The sequence below is a fragment of the Paenibacillus sp. GD4 genome, from assembly GCF_030846225.1.
Classification (GTDB): domain Bacteria; phylum Bacillota; class Bacilli; order Paenibacillales; family NBRC-103111; genus Paenibacillus_G; species Paenibacillus_G silviterrae.
In genome coordinates this window covers 3,774,572-3,797,055 of record NZ_JAVCYK010000001.1, presented here as the reverse complement: position 1 = coordinate 3,797,055, position 22,484 = coordinate 3,774,572, and the positions used below count along the sequence as shown (strand labels likewise).

General features: G+C 53.5%; 20 protein-coding genes. 4 read left to right on the top strand and 16 right to left on the bottom strand.

Annotation, left to right across the window (positions count from 1 at the left end; genetic code table 11):
• Positions 1-28: 28 nt before the first annotated feature.
• Positions 29-1,732 carry an ATP-dependent protease LonB gene (gene lonB, locus RAC89_RS18405; protein ID WP_306615185.1) on the bottom strand — a complete coding sequence of 568 codons (1,704 nt, stop codon included), beginning with the start codon at positions 1,730-1,732 and terminating at the stop codon, positions 29-31.
• A gap of 163 nt (positions 1,733-1,895) precedes the next feature.
• Here lonB and RAC89_RS18400 point away from each other — a divergent pair, with 163 nt between their 5' ends.
• On the top strand, positions 1,896-2,603 hold the full coding sequence (locus RAC89_RS18400; RefSeq protein WP_306615184.1) for an N-acetylmuramoyl-L-alanine amidase family protein: 708 nt from the start codon (positions 1,896-1,898) through the stop codon (positions 2,601-2,603).
• Positions 2,604-2,631: 28 nt separating this feature from the next.
• On the opposite strand, the gene RAC89_RS18395 is transcribed toward RAC89_RS18400, so the two are convergent.
• The 7 genes from RAC89_RS18395 to RAC89_RS18365 form a co-directional block, all read right to left on the bottom strand.
• Positions 2,632-3,414 carry a divergent polysaccharide deacetylase family protein gene (locus RAC89_RS18395; RefSeq protein ID WP_306615183.1) on the bottom strand — a complete coding sequence of 261 codons (783 nt, stop codon included), beginning with the start codon at positions 3,412-3,414 and terminating at the stop codon, positions 2,632-2,634.
• A gap of 220 nt (positions 3,415-3,634) precedes the next feature.
• Positions 3,635-4,747 carry a flavodoxin-dependent (E)-4-hydroxy-3-methylbut-2-enyl-diphosphate synthase gene (ispG, locus tag RAC89_RS18390; RefSeq protein ID WP_306616129.1) on the bottom strand — a complete coding sequence of 371 codons (1,113 nt, stop codon included), beginning with the start codon at positions 4,745-4,747 and terminating at the stop codon, positions 3,635-3,637.
• Between the two features lie 85 nt (positions 4,748-4,832).
• The gene (clpX, locus tag RAC89_RS18385) at positions 4,833-6,098 is read right to left on the bottom strand and encodes an ATP-dependent protease ATP-binding subunit ClpX (RefSeq protein ID WP_284637833.1); all 1,266 of its coding nucleotides are present in this window, start codon (positions 6,096-6,098) and stop codon (positions 4,833-4,835) included.
• A gap of 15 nt (positions 6,099-6,113) precedes the next feature.
• Entirely contained in the window at positions 6,114-6,704 is a 591-nt protein-coding gene (gene clpP, locus RAC89_RS18380; protein WP_284637831.1) for an ATP-dependent Clp endopeptidase proteolytic subunit ClpP, read from the bottom strand.
• Positions 6,705-6,898: 194 nt separating this feature from the next.
• Positions 6,899-8,197, bottom strand: coding sequence for a trigger factor (tig, locus tag RAC89_RS18375; RefSeq protein ID WP_306615182.1), 1,299 nt, complete (start codon positions 8,195-8,197; stop codon positions 6,899-6,901).
• Between the two features lie 175 nt (positions 8,198-8,372).
• Positions 8,373-9,278, bottom strand: a complete 906-nt coding sequence (locus tag RAC89_RS18370) for a hypothetical protein (RefSeq protein WP_306615181.1) — start codon at positions 9,276-9,278, stop codon at positions 8,373-8,375.
• A gap of 128 nt (positions 9,279-9,406) precedes the next feature.
• Positions 9,407-9,751, bottom strand: a complete 345-nt coding sequence (locus RAC89_RS18365; protein ID WP_284637825.1) for a hypothetical protein — start codon at positions 9,749-9,751, stop codon at positions 9,407-9,409.
• A gap of 577 nt (positions 9,752-10,328) precedes the next feature.
• Between RAC89_RS18365 and asnB the strand changes: the two genes are divergently transcribed.
• Positions 10,329-12,170 (top strand): asparagine synthase (glutamine-hydrolyzing), encoded by a 1,842-nt coding sequence (gene asnB, locus RAC89_RS18360; protein WP_306615180.1) that lies wholly within the window; start codon positions 10,329-10,331, stop codon positions 12,168-12,170.
• A 77-nt stretch (positions 12,171-12,247) separates the two neighbouring features.
• Here asnB and RAC89_RS18355 read toward each other — a convergent pair whose 3' ends face one another.
• The 3 genes from RAC89_RS18355 to RAC89_RS18345 all read right to left on the bottom strand — a co-directional run bounded on the left by RAC89_RS18355 (position 12,248) and on the right by RAC89_RS18345 (position 14,953).
• Positions 12,248-12,880, bottom strand: coding sequence for an XTP/dITP diphosphatase (locus tag RAC89_RS18355; RefSeq protein ID WP_306615179.1), 633 nt, complete (start codon positions 12,878-12,880; stop codon positions 12,248-12,250).
• Positions 12,861-13,622 (bottom strand): ribonuclease PH, encoded by a 762-nt coding sequence (gene rph / locus RAC89_RS18350; protein ID WP_306615178.1) that lies wholly within the window; start codon positions 13,620-13,622, stop codon positions 12,861-12,863. The genes RAC89_RS18355 and rph overlap by 20 nt, the downstream gene beginning before the upstream one ends.
• Positions 13,623-13,918: 296 nt before the next feature.
• Complete coding sequence (locus tag RAC89_RS18345) at positions 13,919-14,953, bottom strand: GerMN domain-containing protein (RefSeq protein ID WP_284637816.1); 1,035 nt, start codon at positions 14,951-14,953, stop codon at positions 13,919-13,921.
• Between the two features lie 259 nt (positions 14,954-15,212).
• On the opposite strand from RAC89_RS18345, the gene RAC89_RS18340 reads away from it, so the two are divergent.
• Entirely contained in the window at positions 15,213-16,121 is a 909-nt protein-coding gene (locus RAC89_RS18340) for a sensor domain-containing diguanylate cyclase (RefSeq protein ID WP_306615177.1), read from the top strand.
• A 60-nt stretch (positions 16,122-16,181) separates the two neighbouring features.
• Here the strand turns inward: RAC89_RS18340 and RAC89_RS18335 are convergent, their stop codons facing one another.
• The 5 genes from RAC89_RS18335 to RAC89_RS18315 form a co-directional block, all read right to left on the bottom strand.
• Positions 16,182-17,102 carry a phosphatidylglycerophosphatase A family protein gene (locus RAC89_RS18335; protein ID WP_306615176.1) on the bottom strand — a complete coding sequence of 307 codons (921 nt, stop codon included), beginning with the start codon at positions 17,100-17,102 and terminating at the stop codon, positions 16,182-16,184.
• Between the two features lie 139 nt (positions 17,103-17,241).
• A complete protein-coding gene (locus RAC89_RS18330) occupies positions 17,242-17,874 on the bottom strand; it encodes a hypothetical protein (protein ID WP_306615175.1) in 633 nt (210 codons plus the stop codon).
• The gene (locus RAC89_RS18325) at positions 17,871-18,875 is read right to left on the bottom strand and encodes a Ger(x)C family spore germination C-terminal domain-containing protein (RefSeq protein WP_306615174.1); all 1,005 of its coding nucleotides are present in this window, start codon (positions 18,873-18,875) and stop codon (positions 17,871-17,873) included. The genes RAC89_RS18330 and RAC89_RS18325 overlap by 4 nt, the downstream gene beginning before the upstream one ends.
• Before the next feature lie 299 nt (positions 18,876-19,174).
• The gene (locus tag RAC89_RS18320; protein WP_306615173.1) at positions 19,175-20,182 is read right to left on the bottom strand and encodes an MBL fold metallo-hydrolase; all 1,008 of its coding nucleotides are present in this window, start codon (positions 20,180-20,182) and stop codon (positions 19,175-19,177) included.
• Positions 20,182-20,922, bottom strand: a complete 741-nt coding sequence (locus tag RAC89_RS18315; protein WP_306616128.1) for a class I SAM-dependent methyltransferase — start codon at positions 20,920-20,922, stop codon at positions 20,182-20,184. Before RAC89_RS18315 ends, RAC89_RS18320 begins: the two co-directional genes overlap by 1 nt.
• Before the next feature lie 140 nt (positions 20,923-21,062).
• Between RAC89_RS18315 and RAC89_RS18310 the strand changes: the two genes are divergently transcribed.
• Positions 21,063-22,277, top strand: a complete 1,215-nt coding sequence (locus RAC89_RS18310) for an ROK family transcriptional regulator (protein ID WP_306615172.1) — start codon at positions 21,063-21,065, stop codon at positions 22,275-22,277.
• The last annotated feature ends 207 nt before the right edge of the window (positions 22,278-22,484 follow it).

Below are 22,484 nucleotides of genomic sequence, written 5' to 3'. Positions count from 1 at the left end.
AACACCAATGAAGGCGCCTGCGGACACCTTATTCTACAGCGTCCGCATGCAAAACCGTAACCGAAGCTCCAGGCAAGCCGTCTTGCGGCAGCGCAAAGGAGTCGGTCTGCTCGCTGAGCTCCATTCCCAAGGCGTGGAACAGAGCCTCCTGTACGGAATCTACCGGTATGACCTCAAGCCCGTTCAATCCCGCGAAAATTTCCTGCCAATTCTCTTTAGGAATGATCACTTTCGTTGCCCCGGCCTGGAATGCCGCCTCCACCTTGGCAATGACGCCGCCAACGGGCTTCACCTTCCCATGGATGCTAATTTCCCCTGTCATGGCAATATGGTTGTCCACCGGAATCTGATGGATTGCCGAAGCGATCGCCGTAGCCATAGAGATCCCCGCAGAAGGACCGTCAATCGGGATGCCGCCCGGGAAATTGATGTGAAGATCATACCCATAAGGGTTCATGCCGAGTCTTCGAAGCACGGTCAGCACGTTCTCTACCGAACCTCTGGCCATGCTCTTGCGGCGAAGCGTACGGGAGCCTCCGCCCATTTCTTCTTCATCCACCACTCCGGTAATGGTGAATTGGCCATGATTGGTGCCGATCACAGGAATCGCCGTTACTTCAATCTCAAGCAGCGTCCCTAGATTCGGACCATATACGGCAAGACCGTTGACCAAGCCTACGGCAGGCTGCTGAGGAATTTTTTTCTCCGGCCGCGGCGGAATTTGGGAGCTGTTCACAACCCATTCGACATCGGCAGCGGATACCTCTCTTCTGCCTTCTGTGAGCGCCATCCCGGCTGCCAGCTGAATGACATTGACCGCCTCCCTGCCGTTGGTAGCATATTTCTTCACTACGTTAATGGCCGCTTCATTTTCAGACATTCCGATTTTCTTCAGTGCCTTGGAGGCTATGAGGCTGATCTCATCAGGAAGCAGCGGACGAAAAAATATTTCCATACAGCGCGAACGAATGGCAGGCGGAAGCTCGGAGGGATTACGAGTCGTCGCCCCCACTAAACGAAAGTCGGCAGGAAGCCCGTTTTGAAACACATCGTGAATGTAGCCCGGAATGTTCGTGTCTTCCGAATTGTAGTATGCACTTTCCAAAAATACCTTACGATCCTCAAGCACCTTTAATAATTTATTCATCTGGTGAGGATGCAATTCACCGATTTCATCAATAAACAAAATACCGCCGTGAGCCTTCGTGACAGCTCCCGCTTTGGGCTGCGGTATTCCGGCAACGCCCATTGCCCCCGCCCCTTGGTAGATCGGATCATGAACCGAGCCGATCAGCGGATCCGCTATACCCCGCTCGTCAAAGCGGGCGGTTGTGGCGTCGATCTCCGTGAATTTGGCATCCGGACGGAAAGGAGACTCCACATTCTTCTTCGCTTCCTCCAAAACGACGCGTGCAGCCGCCGTTTTCCCTACACCGGGAGGACCGTAAATAATCACGTGCTGAGGATTCGAACCGCACAGTGCGGCCTTCAACGCTCGCAGCCCCTCCCGTTGACCTACGATATCGTCCATGGACGATGGTCTTGTTTTTTCGGCTAACGGCTTATTTAACGAAATGGAACGAAGCTTGCGCAGCTTCTCCAGCTCTTTTCTCGATTCCTTATCAACGGCCGTTCTATTGGTCTGCTGATTGCGCAGCAAATTCCAGAAGTACAACCCGATCACTATCGCAAAAAACAACTGGATTACCATCAAAATCACACTTATGCTCATCCCGCCTACCTCCAAACATCATAATAATTGGTAGTATTGCCCTGCGTTGGTGCCATTAATCCCGATTTTCCAAAGAAACTTTTCTTGGCGAACGGATACGGAGAAGTACCGTAAGCAAGGCTAAAAGCGTATTTCAAGTCTTCTCGTCAAGGATGTGATTCAAGTGATTATCGCTCGTCGATGGTTGTTGCTCCTATTGCTGATCGGGATATGCATGTTCTCGTCCCAGGGTTCGGCTTACGCCCGCTTCGAAAGCTCACTTCAGCAAAACCCGATTCTGAAGGATGTGGACGTGATGATCGATGTAGGTCATGGCGGAGTGGACAGCGGGACTCATTTGGGCACGATTTATGAAAAGGATATAAACCTGGCCATTGCCCTGAAGGTGTATGAGGAGCTGAAGGCAAGAGGATATCGCGTTATGATGAACCGTGACGGAGACTATGCACTTAGTACGGAAAATCAGTGGCTGCGAATAAGCTCCCGCCATATCAAGGATTTGGCTCAACGTACGCATCTTGCAAACGAAATTCATCCCAAGCTGTTGATCAGCATTCATGTCAATACTGCAGGAAGCACGCGTAAAAGCGGCCCTCTTCTCCTTCATCAGAAAACAGAAGAAAGCAAGAGACTGGCCAAGGAGCTTCAACAAGCACTTAACCAGCTTTACGGTGCGCAAGAGACTCCCAAATACGGAAAAACATATTATTTGTTGAAGCACTCGAAATGTCCTTCCGTAATTGTTGAGGTCGGGTATTTAAGCAATCCGAGCGACCGGCAGCGTATGCTTAAGCCTGCGGGACAAAAGGATATAGCCGAGCGAATTAGCGATGGCGTGCAGCGGTATTTGGAAGAGAAAAAGCCAGGCTGACGTTTCTTGAACGTCCTGGCTTTCGGCATTATTTGACCAGCTTCGAAACAGAAGTGAAGGTGGCTCCCAGCTGCTGAAGCGTCGGGATAGATTCCATCAACACCGCTGCAGTGTGCTTTCCAGGAGGCCCTACATGCCCAATGACCACCGTCGCCTCATGCTCCTTCACATGCTTTTGCACCTTCAAGGCTTGTTTTACAATATGGCCTCTGGAATAAATATCGTCCATAAACAAATGGTTCTCTGCGGTTGGTACACCCAGCTCGCGAGCAATCTGAGCTACCTTGGACTTATCTGTGGTACGGCTATCCAAGAAGAAGAGTCCCTTTTCCTTGCAGATCGTCAAGATGATACGCATGATTCGCTCATCTGCCGTAACCTTGGAGCCCATATGATTGTTCATACCAATGGCATGAGGCACATCCTGTATAGCAGCCAGCACACGCTCACGCACTTCTTCGTCCGTTAAATCCGTCGTAATGGCACCGGGTCCTAGCCAGCTTTTCTTGCCTCTCTTCGGCTCCATGGGCAAGTGAATGATCACATCACGTCCCAGCTGATGAGCCCATTCCGCATCCCGCTTGGTTGTCGGCAGGAAGGGCATTACAGCTACTGTAAAGGGAATAGGCAGTTCCATCATCTCCTTCGTTCCCAGCATATCATTGCCGAAATCGTCAATAACGAGCGCAATCTGTTTGGATGGCTGCTTGGGAGGAAGCGGCTGCGGGTCTATCGGAGCCGAAGCATACAAGGTTCCGGCGGCAGAAGCCGTCAGAATCAAGGTAGTCAGTAATGTAGCGATACGTTTCATTCAGCAGTACTCCTTCTTGGAATGGGAATACTATTTGTTATTTTCCAAAAAAGGCTTCTTTATGCATAAGAAAAGCTTCTATCGAAGCCATCTCGGGGATGTACATTCGTGAGCAAGAGGAAGCTTTTCTTGAAACATTAGAATCCTTGAGCTCCGCTCAAAACTTATAAATTCTAATGTTATAAAAAAGCCCGCAGCAGGCTGCGGACTTCTTGATATATCATGCTTGTAGTTCGTGATGCTTACGGCCAGGAATCTCTCCCGTTTTCTCAAAATGCGCCACGATGATATCGATTTCCCTCTTCAGCTCGGACAGCAGCTCATCTTCCGGTACTTTGCGAATCATTTCCCCGTAACGGAACAGCATGCCTTCGCCGCGGGCACCGGCAATACCGATGTCGGCCTCGCGTGCTTCCCCGGGTCCGTTCACCGCGCAGCCCAGCACCGACACCTTGATCGGCACCTTCAGCTTGGAGATGTAGTCCTCCACCTCGTTGGCGATCGAGAACAAGTCGATGTCCAGCCGTCCACAGGTCGGACAGGAAACCAGCGTAGCCGCATTCGTAATTAAGCCGAACGACTTCAACAGCTCGCGGCACACTTTTACCTCTTCCACCGGGTCCGCGCTAAGCGAGATTCGGATCGTCGATCCAAGACCCATGCTCAGAAGGGCACCCAGCCCTGCGGCACTTTTCACTGTGCCGGAAAACAAGGTTCCTGCCTCGGTGATGCCAAGGTGCAGCGGGTACCGGAAAGCCGATGCCGCCTTCGTATACGCTGCAATCGCCATAGGCACATCGGAGGCTTTCAAGGACACAATGATGTCCCGGAAGTCCAGCTCTTCCAGAATGCCGATATGATAAAGGGCGCTCTCAACCATGGCTTCCGGCGTCGGATAACCGTACTTCTCAAGCAGGTGGTTCTCTAAAGAGCCCGCATTGACCCCGATCCGAATCGGAATGCCTCTCTCCTTGCAAGCTTTCACTACCGCCTCTACCTTCTCGCGGCGTCCGATGTTACCCGGATTGATTCGAACCTTATCAATGCCGTTCTCAATCGCCATCAAGGCAAGACGGTGGTCAAAGTGAATATCCGCGACAAGGGGGATCGAGATCTGCTTCTTGATCTCCTTAATGGCTTCAGCCGCCTCTTTGTTGTTCACCGTCACCCGCACGATTTGGCAGCCGGCTTCTTCCAGACGGTGGATCTCCGCAACGGTTGCCTTGACATCGGCCGTCTTGGTCGTACACATGCTCTGAATGATGACCTCGTTGCTGCCGCCAATGGTCAAGTTCCCTACTTTAACGGGGATGGTATCCTTCCTGTGGAACATATGTGTATTCTCTCCCATGATACCAAACATCCTCCGCTCCCTTCTTAGGGATTGGAGGTGTCCGGTATAAATATTCGATTCAAGCTTAGGCGCTTTCTTCCTTCTTCTTCACCGACTGAGCGTCCTTGGAAGTGATCGGCGGAGCGATCTTCGCTTGGACGGACTCCTTCGTAACCACGCAGCTGGAATTTTCCGTACGGGACGGCGCCTCGTACATAACCTCCAGCATAATGCTCTCGATTATGGCACGAAGTCCGCGGGCACCGGTGTTACGCTTAATCGCTTCCTTTGCGATTTCCTCCAGTGCTTCCGGCTCGAATTCGAGCGACACGTTATCCATCTCCAGCAGCTTTTGGTACTGCTTCACGAGAGCGTTCTTCGGCTCGGTCAGGATGCGTACCAATGCAGCCTCATCCAGCGGCTCCAGTGTAGAGATGACCGGCAGACGACCGACAAATTCAGGAATCAAGCCAAACTTGAGCAGGTCTTCCGGCAGCACGAGGGACAAGTACTCGCCCGGCTTGAGATCAGCCACTTTGCCGTCTGCTCCGAAGCCGATGACCTTCTTACCGATACGGCGCTTGATGATCTGCTCCAGGCCGTCGAAGGCACCGCCGCAAATAAACAAGATATTCGTCGTATCGATCTGGATAAATTCCTGATGAGGATGCTTACGTCCGCCCTGCGGAGGAACGGAGGCCACCGTGCCTTCAAGAATTTTCAGCAAAGCCTGCTGCACGCCTTCACCGGACACATCGCGAGTAATGGACGGGTTCTCGGATTTACGGGCTACCTTATCGATTTCATCGATATAAATAATGCCGCGCTCCGCCTTCTCCACGTCGTAATCCGCCGCTTGAATAAGCTTGAGCAAAATGTTCTCAACGTCCTCGCCTACATAACCGGCTTCCGTCAAGGAAGTTGCGTCGGCGATGGCGAACGGAACGTTCAAAATTTTGGCCAGCGTCTGTGCCAGCAATGTCTTACCGCTACCTGTCGGTCCGACAAGGGCGATATTCGACTTCTGAAGCTCTACATCCTCCAGCTTGTTCTGGCCGGAGTTAATCCGCTTATAGTGGTTGTATACCGCTACGGAAAGCGACTTCTTCGCTTGCTCCTGCCCGATAACATACTGGTCAAGAATCGTGCGAATTTCTTTCGGCTTCGGCACATCCTTCAGATCCAGCTCTTCCTCGTGACCCAATTCTTCCTCAACGATTTCCGTGCAAAGCTCGATACACTCATCGCATATATAAACGCCCGGTCCAGCAACCAGCTTGCGCACCTGCTCCTGCGATTTGCCGCAGAAGGAACACTTCAGCTGACCTTTTTCATCGTTAAATTTAAACATGGAATCACTCCATTCCTAAGTCAATTCGTTCCGAGTGATAACCGCATCAATAAGGCCGTAAGCCTTCGCTTCTTCGGCGCTCATAAAGTTGTCCCGGTCCGTATCTCGTTCGATTTTCTCGTAAGGCTGACCTGTGCGCTCAACATAAATCTGATTCAGCTTCTGCTTCGTCTTAATAATCCAATCGGCATGGATCTTAATATCCGAAGCTTGCCCGCGGACTCCGCCCAGCGGCTGATGGATCATCACTTCACTGTTCGGCAAAGCGAAGCGCTTGCCCGGTGCCCCTGCCGTCAGCAGCAAGGAGCCCATGCTGGCCGCCATACCCACGCAGATCGTTGATACATCCGGCTTGATGAACTGCATTGTATCATATATACCCATGCCCGCTGTAACTGAACCACCGGGAGAGTTAATGTACAGATGGATATCTTTCTCGGAATCTTGAGCAGCCAGGAACAAGAGCTGCGCAATGATCAGGTTGGCGACGTCATCATCAATCGCGCTACCCAAAAATATGATGCGGTCCTTGAGCAAACGGGAGTAAATATCATAGGATCGCTCACCGCGTCCTTCTTGCTCGACAACCATAGGTACCAGACTCATCGTTCCAACCCCTTTACTTTGTGAGATAGACTTCGCAAGCATTCCGCTCAAAAAGCCTTACACAATATTGTATCACGTTTCAAGCTGCGTTGCATCTTGCTGATATGTATGTACTTTCGACACATTTCGGGAATGCGGATGGGTAAAACAAAGGCACGCATGAATACACGTGCCCCTGCCACCCTATGTGATTATTATACCGCTGCAGCAACTTTGCTGTTTTCCATCAGGAAATCAACGGTTTTTCTTGTTACGATATCATTAACCAGCGTCTGCAGGTTACCGTTGTTAGCGAAGATCGCTGCAACTTCATCCGCGGAGCGGCCATACATTTGAGCCAGCTTCTCCAGCTCTGCTTGAATTTCTTCTTGTGTCGCTTCGATGCCTTCCGCTTTCGCTACCGCTTCAAGCACCAGGTTGTTGCGAACGCGCTTCTGGGCGTCTTCCTGCATTTGACCCTTCAGATCCTCAGCGCTTTGACCGGTGAACTGGTAGTACATATCGATGTTCATACCTTGCATGCGCAGACGGTTTTCGAATTCCTTCACCATTTGCTCCGCTTCGTCATCGATCATCACTTGAGGAATGTCGACAGTAGCCGCTGCAGAAACCTTCTCTACCACTTCAGCCTCTTGCCCGCGCTTAGCTTCACTTGCTTTGCGCTCCTTCAGCTTGCTTTCGAGATCTGCCTTGTACTCATCCAACGTTTCGAATTCACTGACGTCTTTCGCGAACTCGTCGTCCAGCTCAGGCAGGTTTTTGCGCTTGATATCATGCAGCTTGATTTTGAAAACCGCTTCTTTGCCCTTCAGCTCTTCTGCATGGTAATCTTCAGGGAAGCTAACGGTGATGTCCTTCTCGCCGTCCTTCTCAAGGCCTACCACTTGCTCTTCAAAGCCAGGGATGAAGCTGTTCGAGCCAAGCTCCAGAGAATATCTCTCCGCTTTGCCGCCCTCGAATGCTACGCCGTCTACGAAGCCTTCAAAGTCGATAACAACCACGTCGCCGTTCTGTGCTGCGCCCTCTTCCACAGGAACAAGCTCAGCATGACGGCTTTGCAATTTCTTAAGCTCTTCGTTCACTTCTTCAGCCGTTACTTCCGTCGCTTGGTGCTCAAGCTCAATACCTTTGTAGTCGCCGAGCTCAACTTCCGGCTTTACAACAACCTTCGCTTTGAACTTCAGCGTTTGGCCTTTGCCGAATTGCTCTACGTCTACTTCAGGACGGTCTACCGGTTCGATCCCTGTCTCGCGAACAGCGGATACGTAAGCTTCAGGAACAATAATATCAAGAGCGTCTTGATACAAGCTTTCCACTCCAAATTTCGCTTCAAAAATGGAGCGAGGCACTTTGCCCTTACGGAAGCCCGGAACATTCACCTTGTTGACGACTTTCTTAAATGCCTTGTCCAGAGCGGTGGCCACCTGTTCCGCGTCTACTTCAATATCAAGAACTCCAACGTTCTTCTCTATCTTTTCCCAGCTTGCTTTCATTTTATGCTTTCCCCTCCAAAAATTGTCCATTAATCAACATGATAGTCACGCGCTTGACGGCCCGAACAGTGAGACGGCATGTCCCGTCCGCCAATATAACCATTCTATTATAACCATAATATATCGCGTTTTCAACAATCAATGCAACCCATCCTAGCGGACCCGCCGTTTGCCGCTACATCCTCCCGGAAAACATCGTTGCGGCAAACTGCTTCATCACCCGGTACGCCTGCTCCCATTGAAATAGAAGGTGTGAAGTGATGCCGTACAAATCGAGAAGCTCCTCCCTGTCGCCGCTGTGAAACACGTGCTCCAGCAAGGTAAGGTGCAGCGCGGCGGCCCACACATCGACACAGGAGGAATCCTGCCGCAGCATTTGGCGATATTGCGAAGTGCCGTAGATGAACGCCAGAAATTCATTCCAGGTTTCTTGGGCAAAGTAGCTGAGCGCAGGATGCTGCGTCTCGCTGATCTCCTGCACTCTCAGCATAATCTCATGGATCTGTGCGGGAAAATCATCGAAGGTAGGCGGAGTATCCTCCAAATCTACCACGGTCTCCTCGTTCAGCTTGTATAAGGTCACGCTCCCCGTGGCTCCACGTCTCTGCAAGGTTTGAAGCGCCTTAAACTGAAGCATTGGATGTAAATTCGGACGGGTAGCCCATTCTTCCAGCACTTCGTTAACACGGGGATGCTCTACCAAGGCGAGCTGCTCCAACGCCAGCAATTGTTTGTCCACCTCGTAAGGCTGCTCCAGAGCGGCTAACAGCTTCTCCGCATATTCCTCGCCTTCCCGGCCCCTCAGCCTTAGCTGCTCGCGCAGAAGCTCCTCCTCCGTCAGCTCCTCCTGCTCGTCTTCGAGCGGAAACTGTTCCTCCGGAAACATCATCTGCAGCCAATCCAGCAGCGACTGCCATTCCCCTTGCACACGGTGGTCGTGGTGGCGGCAATTCAGCAAAAACCGAAGCAGCCGCACCGCTTCCCCGTAACGCTCCGCTTCCAGCATCCGGGTCAGCTCGTACTGGTAGTACTCGATCGTTTTGGGAAATAAGATTACATTGTCATTCACTTGTTCCGTCATGAAACCGCCTGCCTTTCCGCGGCCTTGCCATTCTTGAAAGCAGTGTACCCCATTTGGTCTGCGAAAGCAAAAAAAGCGCAGCCGGGACATTTCCCTTCTGCACCTTCTGCTGCAGCCGTCCTGTGAGACTAGCCCATCTCCATCGCAGCTTTAATCAATTGCGCCTTGATTGCCGGATTCTGATCGATAAACGCATACATCCGGTCGACAGAATTTTTATTCTTCAAATAATCCCGCTCGTTCTGGATCATTTCGTGAGACCATTTCAGGAGAGCGCTCTCCGCGGAGGTTAAGCGGTTCAAGGCCTTCTGGAGTCCTGTGTCCTCAGATAAGCGCTCCAGGGTTTCCTGATTCACCTTACCCAGCTTTTTGGTGGCAGCGAGCTTTTGTTCAAAATCCTTATTCACGCTTTCGAAGTGTTCTTTCGCTGCCTTGTATTCGCTCTGCTGCTCGGACATCAATTTTTTGTTCATACGTTTGACCACCTTTCATGTTGATCGACTGCGTTACGTACACGCTAACCTCTAAAGTACAAATGCGTATAATCCAATGGTATGAAGCAGTAAACCAGCTAAATAGATACAGGTTGTTCATGGCAAAGAATGTCGAAGGAGCTATGTATGGGAAATCTTGGACATTGTTTCGCGTATCAACCGGCCCGTCCCCTTATGGTACAACAAATCCATGAGTGGATTCAACTCCCGTACCCGGCTGAGCAAAGCCCCTATCGGTAAAGGCCGCAGAAGTCGCTTTCGCAAGAACAATAAGCCGTTCGATCTTAAGCTTCAGCCTAGTCCCTCCTCGCCTTCCTTATGGATAGAGTGGGACAAAACAACCTAATCTTATTCATAGACTTGCGAAAAATTCCCAACCGTCACATGGTAGTGTATCGCTTCTTCGACGGTTTGTCCATGGGTTCGTCATCGTTTTCGCAGGCTCATGTCAGATGGACAGACATTATTCGAGCCTAATCCGCATACCCTTTATCATCGCGCTGCCCCTAGATTACGGTGCTTGAACAACGCCGACATAAGAGAGAGGATGAAGGCTATGTGTGGAATCACGGGATGGATTGATTGGAACAAGGATCTGACGCAGTATCCGTCCATTCTCGAGTGTATGACGGATACCATGACCCCCCGCGGACCGGATGCCTCAGGTACCTGGATAACGTCACACTGCGCTCTCGGTCATCGCCGCCTGAGTGTCATGGATCCGGCCAATGGCGCCCAGCCTATGACCCGAGTAATTGGAGAGACGACATATACCGTTGTTTATAACGGTGAGCTTTATAATGCTCCTGAGCTTAAAAAGGAGCTTGAGCTGCGAGGCCACCGGTTCCAAACGACCTGCGATACCGAAGTGCTGCTGGTCGCTTACATCGAATGGGGCCGCTCCTGCGTAGACCGGTTCAACGGAATTTTCGCCTTCGGCGTCTGGAATTCGCAGGATCAGTCGCTGTACTTGGTAAGAGACCGGCTCGGCGTGAAGCCCTTGTTCTATTCTTACAGCGAGGGGCGCCTTCTGTTCGGCTCGGAGCCGAAAGCGATTCTCTCCCATCCGGACTTCTCGGTCGAGGTCAGTAGGGAAGGATTAGCGGAGATCTTCGCTGTCGGTCCGGCGAGAACGCCAGGCCATGGCGTCTATAGCAATCTTTCGGAGCTGAAGCCCGGCCACTGCGCGGTGATGGACCGTAACGGCTTCCGCATTCACGCCTACTGGAAGCTGGAAAGCAAGCCGCATGAGGATGACGTCGAGACGACGGCCGAGAAAATCCGCGAGCTTCTCAAGGACACCGTAGAGCGTCAAATGGCCTCCGACGTGCCGATTTGTACCCTGCTGTCCGGAGGACTTGACTCCAGCGCACTTACTACGTTTGCGGCTCAATATTACAAAGAGAGAAACCTGGGCACCCTTCACACCTATTCTATTGATTACGTCGATAACGATAAGAACTTTAAAGCGAACGCGTTTCAACCGAATTCGGATGCCCCCTGGATCAAGAGAATGACAGATTTTCTCGGCACCGAGCATCATTATATGGAGTTCGATACCCCCGAGCTGGTAGATTCCTTGAAAACTGTTGTGTACGCCCGTGACCTGCCGGGTATGGCCGATGTGGACGGTTCCCTCTACCTGTTTTGCCGTGAAATCAAAAAGGATGCCACAGTGGCGATTTCCGGCGAGGCGGCCGACGAAATCTTCGGGGGTTATCCGTGGTTTCACCGGGAGGAGTCGTTGAACGCGGATACCTTCCCGTGGGCTCTGAACACCAAGGACCGGGTCGCTCTCCTTTCCCCGGAGCTGGTGGAGTGGGTGCGTCCGGAGCAATATGTGCAGGACCGCTATCGCTCCGCTTTATCGGAGGTTCCCCGCCTGGCAGGAGAGAATGCCCAGCAAAACCGCATGCGGGAAATGTCCTACCTGAATATTACCCGCTTCATGCCGACACTCCTTGATCGCAAGGACCGGATGAGTATGGCCGTTGGTCTGGAGGTACGCGTCCCGTTCTGCGATCACCGTCTGGTCGAATACGTATGGAATGTTCCCTGGGAAGTGAAGACCTCCGGCGACCGCGAGAAGGGGATTCTGCGCAAAGCTTTGAAGGGCGTCCTTCCGGAGGATGTTCTGACACGCAAAAAGAGCCCTTATCCGAAGACACACAATCCGAATTACTTAGCCGCCGTCCGTTCCTGGGTGCTGGAAATACTGGATGATCCCAGCTCACCGCTGCTGCAGTTCATTGATGTGGCCAAGATCCGCGCCCTCGCCGAGGACGCCAGCCGGTTCACGCTGCCATGGTTCGGTCAGCTGATGACAGGGCCGCAGCTGTTCGCCTACCTCGCACAGGTGGATACGTGGCTTCGCAAGTATAATGTTTCGATCAGGTAATGCTGAGAAGGACCGTCCTCGCAATGAGGACGGTCCTTTCATTACAAGCCGCTCGACGACTGAATCACCGGCTGCGCTTATTCCGTTTCCAGCGCCCTCCACAAGGCTTCGATAGCGCGGCCTCTGTGACTGATGGCATTTTTCTCCTCCATGGATAGCTCCGCCATGGTAAGCTGCTTGTCCGGCACATAAAAAAGCGGATCATAGCCGAAGCCCCGCGCTCCCCGCGGCTCGGAGATAATGGCCCCTTCGCACACGCCCTGCACCTCGGCCAACGGCTGGCCGGATGAATCCACAAGCGCGATGGCACAGACGAACCGCGCCGGGCTCAGGACGGTTATGCCGTCTGCCTTTGCTTCCGGCTCCGCCACCTCGGCAAGCTCCTTCAGCAGCTTGCGATTGTTAGCCTCGTCGCCTGCTCCTTCTCCAGCATAGCGGGCGGAATACACACCTGGCGCACCGTCCAAACGGTCAACGCACAGCCCGGAATCGTCGGCAACAACAGGAATATGCAAGCACTGAGCGATGGCCCGCGCTTTAATCAGCGCATTCGCAGCGAAGGTATCCCCGTCCTCGACGATATCCGGGAGTCCGTCATAATCCAGCAAACTCCGGACCCGGATTCCCTTGTCGGCGAAAATGGCTTCGAATTCCTTCACCTTACCCGCATTGCGGGTTGCAATGACGACCTCAGTGCCTAGCCGCAGCATGCGCCGTCCCCCGAATCTTCTGTCCGATCAGTCCGAGCACCGCTTCCTGCTCCCGGATCATCGATTGGATCCCGCCTTCGGCAAGCGCGAGCAGCTCGTCCAGCTCCTGTCTCGTGAATGGTGAATCTTCCCCGGTGCCCTGCACCTCAACAAATTTGCCGTCTCCTGTCATAACAACGTTCATATCCACCTTGGCTTTGGAATCCTCCACATAATCCAGGTCGAGACAAGCCTTGTTATCGACAACGCCGACACTGACCGACCCAAGGAAATCCGTAATCGGAAACCTCGGCAGATTGCGTTCTCTTGCTATTTTATCGATGGCGAAGGCCATAGCTACGAAAGCACCTGTAATTGACGTCGTCCGTGTGCCGCCATCCGCTTGAATGACATCGCAGTCCAAGGTAATGGATCGCTCGCCTAAGGCATCAAGCTGGACAACCGACCGGAGCGCCCGTCCGATCAAGCGTTGAATCTCCATCGTCCTTCCGCCAAGCTTTCCCTTGGATGCTTCGCGCTGATTGCGGACTGCGGTTGCTCTAGGCAGCATCGAATATTCGGCCGTTACCCAGCCCTTCCCCTGGCCCTTCATGAACGGCGGCACCTTTTCTTCCACCGTAGCGGTACATATGACCTTCGTCTCCCCTACCTCGATCAATACGGACCCTTCCGCATGCTTACTGTAATGGGGAGTAATCTTAACAGGCCTTGTTTGATTCTCCGCTCTTCCATCGTGTCTCATCGGTTATCTCCGTCCTCCTTTTGCGTTACCGATTCATTGTACCAAAGCCCTTCAGGAAAATCACGCCAATCCGCATAATTCCATCCGAGATACGGCACAGAAGTTAAAATTCCCAGAGAATTTTATGCTTTCTTACCATCTATTAGTATACCCTGAATAGGTAAGAAATGTTTCAATTTAGTCGTTGGGCCTTTCCGGGATGAGCGACCTAGATTGCGTTGAAAAAAACGGCTCCCCGATTCCTTGATCCCATTAAAGCTCGAACCGGATCGAAGGAGGGGGAGCCATCGTATCGATTAAAGTTTCATTTGATTGACCGTAGAAGGACGGCTGACCGGCTTCGCGTAGCTTTGATTGTCCGTCGAGCTTACCTTGGCTTCGCCGTTGACGAGAATCTGCACTTTCGTAGAAGCTCCCGCGTTTTCTGTCAAAGACAGTACGACGGATTTCATCGCTTCGGCCGGAGCCTTTTTGTCCGGTCCAAGCACCTTATCCGAGAAATTGACGGTGATCACGTCGTTTTCCTTGCCTACCTTGATCAGCTCCGCCCCCGGCGCCATGACGGCTGCCAAGCCCTTCGCCTGATCCGGGCCTTGAATCAGCTGCTCAACGACCGTTTGGGCAACATTATCCGTACGCTTCACCATCCGGGTCACCGGTACGTAGTATTTGAACTCCTCCTGGTTTTGGCTCAGGAAATACAGCGTAACGGCCGTTGCCTGACCGTATTCTACGCCCTCCTGCTTCTCCAGGTTAATGCCCATCGCACGGCTTGTCGGCTCATCCAACGGTGTTCCGCCTACCGGCATTTCCGACAGGCGTTTTCCCTCCACGCGGAACTCTACCTTCTCCACCGTCGGGAAGCTGGTTAAGGTCCAAGTTACGGCCTCGAGCATTTTACGCTCGTCCTGCAGATTGTAGTCCGTGAACTCCTTCGAGAAATCGACGATTGCCAGCTTGTCTTTAATATTCATGTCCTTAATCTTCGTTCCCTTAGGAAGTGCGCTGGTAAACCCGGCCGGCAGCTTCCCTTGCGAAGGACCGCCCTCTACAAGATATTCCAGCGCCTTCTTGGCTACGCTCTCCGACTTCTCCACTTGCAATGCGATTGGAGCAAGCAGCCCCTTCTCGTCCTTGGCAAATACGGTGATCTGCATCGGATTCGTAATAGGAGCACTTACCGTCTTTACCGCGCCCGCTTCTGCCGCACCTGTCGGCGGAGGATCAATTTGCTGGGATTGTTCCTTCTTGTCTAATACCGAGCAGCCCGAGGCCAGCATGACCACAATGCTCGTTACCGCTGCCAATCGTGTCCATTTTTGTTGTTTCATCTTGATTCCTCCTCTGAGTTATGCGGAGCAAAGCTTGCTTTGCAAGCATCCGCCTTGTTGGGGTGTTGTCCGTTTTACTCCTATGTATACAAGCAGGCAACCCCGTTTATGACAACAATTTGTCCTACTCCAAGGATAAGCCGTAACTATTTTTGTGAAGTTTCACCCAAAACAAGTTTCAATGGGTACTTGCTGTAGATAATCCAGGCGGTGTGGTGATATAATAAAGTTGTCTTTTTTCCAAAAAGAGGTGATTTTCATGGATCAATCTCACCCTCGGCCGCCATCGGATGATTTGTTTCGCTTGCTGGTGGAGACCTCGACCGATTTTATACAAGTAATGGATTCGAACGGCCGGATCAGCTATGTTTCCCCCTCACTGCCCACCTTCTTCCGAAGGACGGCGGAAGCTTACGCAGGAACCTCATGGATCGATTGGGTTCATGAAAATGACCGCCCCGTCCTGGAGCAATCCGTACTCAGATTACTACGCAACGGACAGCCCTTCACTCAAGAATACAGGCTGCCGCTGTCCGATGGAACTTACCTTTGGTTAGAAGGCAAAGGGACCGTGCTTCCTTCCGGAGACCCCCAAGCTTATGCCGCTATCTATTCGCGGGATATTTCCAGATTAAAGCAGCACGAGGAGCAGCTCACGAAGCTCGCGTATTACGATGCGCTCACAGGTCTGCCGAATCGCCGGCTGTTTCAGGATCGATATTCCCAGCTTTTGCTATCTTCCAAGCGTTATGGCCACCGGCTCGGCATCTTGTATTTGGATCTGGACGATTTTAAGCAAATCAATGACCAATACGGGCACAGCTATGGGGATGAATTTTTGAGGCTGGTGGCAGCCAGACTGCACCATTCCATCAGAGACCCGGATACGGTTTGCCGCGTAGGCGGGGATGAATTCGTCATGCTGCTTCAGCGCTTTGAGACGAAGGAGGATCTCGGCAGGATTGCAGTACGTGTCATCGAAGCGCTGAATCACCCGTTCGAGCTGAACGGCTACACCATACGCGTCACCTGCAGCATCGGCGGAGCCAGCTTTCCCGAGGATGCCACGGACGGCGAGCAGCTGCTCCGGCGTGCCGACAATGCCATGTATGAGGCCAAGAAGATTGGAAAAAACAATTACTTCCTCTACTCCCATGGGGACAGCTGATAAATGCAAAGAGCCCGGTGCGCTGCGAAGGCAGGTACCGGGCTCTTTTTTAGTTTCGGCTTACTTAAGAGGCTTGCTGTATTGAGGAGTATTGTTGTGAGCCAGCCGGCCGCAGGCGGCAGCGACGATCCCGCAGACGATGTCGTCCATGTAGGTGTTGCATTTGCCCTCGGAATGATCGGAATCCAGCTCGCCGATAATCCCCAGCTTCTCCTTGTCAAGATAGCCGAAGTTCGTGAGCGCAATCGTCCCGTACATCAAAGGAATGGCCGTAGCCACCGACTCATCCACGCCGAACAAGCCTTCGTCATTGCCGACGATATGGCTGTACTGTTCATTCAGAAGCCCCTTCTCCACAGCCTCGTCCATCTTGACGGCAAGCTGAATCGCATGGTAGGTTTGCTGCTTGCGAAGCACAGCCAAAATATTTTCCACGCACAGCTGACGATCCAGGGTCGGATTATACGGGCGCTGCAGACCGTCCAACAGCTCAACCAGACTGTCCAAAGGGATGCCTCTGGATGCGAGCAGCTCCACATTTTTGTCTGCATAATTCATCGTAACCTTATCCGAAATCACCACGCTGGCCGTGGAGGCAACGATCGCGCAAATCCCCTTCGACAGAAACCCTTTGGGACGCTTGCTCGGAAAGAAGAACCGGAACTTGCAGTCAATAAATCCGAATAAGGAGGTAGCCCCGCTCCCGTATAGGTTACAAATGGACAGCGCAATCGTGCGATGCACGTTATAGGAAGGGTCCTTCATGCTTGCTAGAAGCTCGGCATCGTGCTTCACCCTTTTGTCCAGCTCGAGGAGCGTCGAGATCACGTTATAGGTCTCCGTCTTGCTCAGTACGCCAAGAAGCGTTTCGGTAATCAGCTCGTCCGGAATTTTCTTGATCCCCTTCACTTCTACCAGAAGCCGGGCGACCGCATTCTCAATCGCTGCTTGCGGATACTGCTTGAATATTTCCTCCCGCATTTCCTGAAAAATAAGCGCTTTTTCCCTCAAGAACGTCTTCATCGGCTTCACCTGCCTTACTATGTAAGATGGTTGTATTATACCATAATGTAGCAAAAGAGACCCATCGGCAAGCGAATGGGTCTCCAGGGTGCTTCGTTTATTTCAACGGTGCAATGGTTTCCGCAATGGCCTGCAGATCCGCTTGGGTCAAGCCTTTAGCGGAGCTGAGCGCAATATTGGTATCTCCTTGCTTTAAGTAAAGCGTCGGCTGGCCGTTCGCGGTATGCCAAGTTGCTTTGCCGTTCTTCAGCTGCACGGGAGTACCTTTGTCGCCTTCCGGCTCCAAAGCTTTGGTCGAAAGAGTCACTTGCATCTTGTAATAGGTGACTACGAGATGCCCATCACCTGTAGTCCCCATCTGATCGATCTTATCATCCATTGCACCTTGTTGGGGGAGATAGATGGTTTTGAGATTCACGAGCTTCGCGATTTCCGTCAGGCTTTGCTTATCCACATCCTGATATGTGATCGGCGTAAGCTTAACCGGTGCCGCCGGTTGAGCCGGCTGGGCAGGCTGGGCTTGTCCCGTACCCGGCTGCGTCGTACCCGTACCGCCCGGCTGGGCAGCCTGGCCAGGGGGTGTCGCTTGCCCCGGCGTCTCCGCAGGTGTGGATGCTTTGGGCGGAGTCCCTTCCGCCTCCGGCGCCTTGTTCGATTGGCAGCCGCTAATCACTGCAGCAAGGGCGATGGCCAATAATGTATGCTGCAAAAGCTTGCTTCGTGTAGTCATTTCCCTGTACCTCCTTGATAAGTTGTCGCCACTTCGACTTCGATCGGAGCCTTAGCGTATACCTCACGCCAGCGCTCATCGGACCAATAACCGCGATGCTGTCTTCGCATGGAATCGCCTAAGCGCAGAGGATCGGCCTGCTTGTCCTGCAGCCAGCCGAGCAAGTGCTGCACCTCCTGACGAAGCGCCTGCACCGGAACCTCTTGGCCGGAGGACGTAATGTGCAGCCGGATTCGCAGCTTAGGCTGCTGAAGATCCCCGTTGCTGCTGATCGTAGATTGACACGAGACGGATTCCAGCTTGCCGGGCTGCGAGGACAGCGTCAGCTCTGGCAGCTTGCGAACGCCCTGGAGGCAAGCAAGCAGCTGTGTCTCGGACGGAGTCAGAAGCCCGACCCGTTGTTGTTTCTTAAACACAAGAGCCTGTACTGAAACCCCTTCGCCGTTGGAACTTTGCTCCAAAAAAGGGAGAACGACATCCGCCTCATGAGAGATCCGTCCGTCGACCGACCACGCTGTATAATCCGCCAGGCCAAGCTGTTGAACGCTTTGAAACCCGAGGTCTGCCGTTTCCCTGCGGTTCAAATACTGCTCTGCGGTCCCTCCGACAACAGCTACCTGCGGCGCCCTTCCGCGGTTCACGCCGATGCGGTGCAGCTGGCTTGCCCATACGGAGGAGAAGCCATGCCGCTCCACCCAGGCTTGCCCGATCACGATCCAGTCGGGCGCTTGCTTGCGCTCCCAAGGCCACGCGGCATCCTGCAGTGAGGTGAAGGTCTGCGAGCGATACGAGGGCTCCTGCAGCAGCTGTACCTGGCCTGGCCGCGCAGCCCGGTAGGTCGTTACCCGGATACCGCCGTTCGCTTCATCGATTCCCGCTGCGGTAAACGCCGGTGCCTCCGCCGCTCGCATACGGGGACCCTCCCATTCCGCACACCCGCTCGCCAGTGCTGCAGAGAGCGAAACGGCGGCAAAAAGACGGACGCTTCGGCTTCTAAGCACCAACCTTCCCCCCCTTCCGGTTACACATGGTAATCCTATCATCCCATGTACTATTTCCCAATTATGCGAAAAATATGCAAAGTAAAGTTGAAGGTGCTAAAGGCGTTGATGCTGCGGAATTGCACCCAGCTGAAGGAAGGCATAGTTCGTTCTCGATTATGGCAGAGTGATCTGTGTGTGAATTACATGAACCGGTATGGAAAGCGGTTGTACCGTAAATGCAGAAAATCGCTATTTCGCCGTGGGAGCCGTATCAAGGCATCCTATCGTGAAATAGCGACTTCACATTCGCCAAACGATTAGTCCGTTCCTGCAATAAACCGCGCCTGGCCCTCTGCCTCCGTCTCGCGGACTTGTCCCGCCTCGCGCAGCCAGATGAGGTGCGCGAGCGTCTCCGCCAGCGCGAAGCGCAGCTGGTGCAGGCTTAACCGGTCGCCGAACGTGTCCCGGCATACCTGGTAGGCGCTCTTCGCCTCGGCGAGCTGCGCCTTCATCAGGCCGAGACGCTCCTCGTGATGGCGGACCAGCTCAAGGGCCCGTGCGGCGAAGTGGCTGAACGGCTCACGGTGCCCCGGGAAAGCCAGCGAGACATCGAGCCGGCTCACCTGCTCCAGGCTGGCCATATAGCTGGCTAGCGGGTTCTCGTCGATACCGCCCGGCAGGTAGCTGACGTTGGGCGATATTTGCGGCAGCACATGGTCGCCGCAGAAGAGCTTCCTCGAATCCGCTGCGTAGAACATGAGATGCCCCGCCGCATGGCCGGGCGTCTCGATCGCCGCGTACGGCGCGCCGCCGAGCCGTACCGTCTCGCCTGCCTGGACGAGCGTCACCTGCGGCTGCGGAGACACGGACGGCACGAAGCCGTCCATGTGCTCCCGCAGCTGCGGAGCGAGCTCCGCCGGCAGGCCGTGTCTTTGGAACAGCGCGAGCAGCTGTTCCGTCATGGGCTGCCCGTCTCCCCAGAGGAGACGGGCCTGCTTCAGCCCCGTCCCCGACAGGAGGACGGGGGCGCCGCCCGAGCGCTGCTGGAACCACCCTGCCAGACCGTAGTGGTCGGGATGGTGGTGGGTCAGCACGATGCGCTCGATGTCCGTGAAGGCGACGCCGAGCTCCGACAGCGCCGCCTCCCAGTGCTGCTCCGCCTCCGCCGTCCGGAGCCCCGGGTCAATCAGCGTAAAGCCTTCGGGACCCTCAAGCAAATAGCTATTCACCCATCGCAGCGGGAACGGAAGGGGCACCTTGACTTGCACGACATCCTCATGCCTGACCCACGTTCCGGGACCGGTTAGCTTCACTCCGCCTGCCATCACGCTTGCCCCTTTCGACCGACGAAGATCATCCGTTTGGATGTCGCAGCATCATAGGAAGAAGCGTCATACCCGCCATAAAGCTGCTCTACCTGAAGCCCCGCCCTCTCGAGCATCGCAAGAAAGGTCTTGCTGTCATACAGCTTCACCTGCTCCTCATAGGTACGTATTTCTCCCGTCTCCTGATCTTTGATTTCAATCGTCTTGCGGACGAAACCATCCTCGATCCGGCGCATCTCCTTGATAGCCAGACCTTCATCGGTGCGCTCCGATACCGGGACCAGGGTACGCTTGACCTCATCCGGGTTTAAATAATCAATAATAAACCTTCCGTCCGGCCCCAATAAACGGTGAATTTCACCTAGCACTCTTTCGTTTTGGGCATCCTCGTCGAAATAGCCGAAGGACGTAAACAGATTAACGACCGCATCAAACGATTCGTCCAGCGGGACAGCGCGCATATCCCCCTGCAGCCAGCGCACCTCGCCGCCCGTGTCGAGCCGCTTCGCTTCCTCCAGAAGCACCCCGGACAGATCGACGCCGGTAACCCGGAAGCCGAAATCTCTCAAGGCCATCGAATGCCGGCCCATGCCGCAGCACAGATCCAGTACCTCGGAGCCCTCCGGCAGCTCCAGCCATTCCATCATCTTACGGACCTCATTGTACGCCCCTTGCAAATCCCTATGCTTATATACAATCATATAATCGCTTCCGAAGCTTTTCGTAAACCAATCACTCATCCGGCTCACCTTCTTGTCCATTGATATTACAGCTGTTTTCATTAAGAAAATTACCATTCCCTATTTTACCAGAATTCGAGCAGCGAGTATAATGAGGAGGATTGACTTACATCTCCAATCGTCGGAGGTCGGAGGAGCTTATGGAACAAATGCAAATAGAGGAACGAATTGCCGGACGCAAGCACAAAGAAATCTACGAGCTCATTCGCAAGCAGGGCACGGTATCCAAAATCGATCTGCTCGAGCAAAGCGGTCTCACGGGCAGCACGCTCACTAGAACGCTGGACGAATTGGTGGAGCAGGGGCTGATTCTGGAGGCGGGCTTCGGCGATTCTACCGGCGGCCGCAGGCCGATTCTGTACGAGACGAACCCTCATTACGGCTTCGTGTTCGGTCTCGATATATCCCGGCTTTATTCTAAGCTGATCTTATGCGACCTTCATATGAATAAAATCGACTCCCGCCGCTTTCCGATGACGGATGCGTCGACGCCTGAGGTTTTGCTCAAGGACATCATCGCTTCCGTTCTAGACATGCTGAGCACGCATCAGATCCCGGCCCGCGCCGTCATCGGCATGGGCATCGGCGCGGTCGGTCCGCTCGACCGCTTCAGCGGGACGATCCTGGAGCCGCTTCATTTCCCGGCGCCCGGCTGGCGTAATATCCCGATTACTCCGTATTTGGAGGATGCCCTGGGCTTTCCAGTCCTTCTGGATAACGGAGCGAATACAGCCATCATCGGCGAATCCTGGATGGATCGCAATCGGGACTACCGCCATCTTCTGTATGTCCACACCGGGGTAGGGCTTCGTTCCTCCATGATGTCGGATGGCAAAATCGTCTACGGCGCCGTCGACATGGAAGGCTCCATCGGGCAGATGATTATCCAGACGGACGGTCAGCGGCTATGGGGCGAGGGCAATTACGGCGCTTTGGAATCGTACGCCTCGATCCATGCATTGGAGCTGCAGGCTCAGTCCCGCGTGAAGCAGGGGCGCGATACGCTGCTGCGCAGGCTGGAGCCCCAGCCGGAGAGGCTCAGCTTTTCGCATCTGCAGCAAGCGCTCCAGGCGAACGACCCATTAACCGTTGAGCTGTTCACCCAAGCCGCCACCTATTTCGGTATCGGCTTATCCAACCTGCTTAACATCCTTCATCCGGAGAAGGTCATTCTCGGTGGCTCGCTTATCTCCAGCCATCCGAGCTTCTTCCATACGGCCACCCGGGTAGCCATTCAAAATACGTACCACTACCCTACCTACCAGGTGGTGTTCAGCCAAGGCGCGTTAGGCGACGAGGCGCTGGTGACCGGTGCGGCGGTCATGGTGATTAACAAGCTGCATGCCACCTCTTAACGCAACCAGGGTCTTTCTTTGATGGGCACATTTCTGCGAACGCGCAGCTTTCCCCAAAAATTGTACTCAAAAATGGATTGAATTCTGAGAAAATACAACATTTCGAGACCACTTGACCCCGTTTTCAGCCATTGTCCGCTTTGAAAGATGTATTTTATCACAACTCTCGTTCTGAAGTTGGGTTAGGGTCATAAATTTCTGCACTTT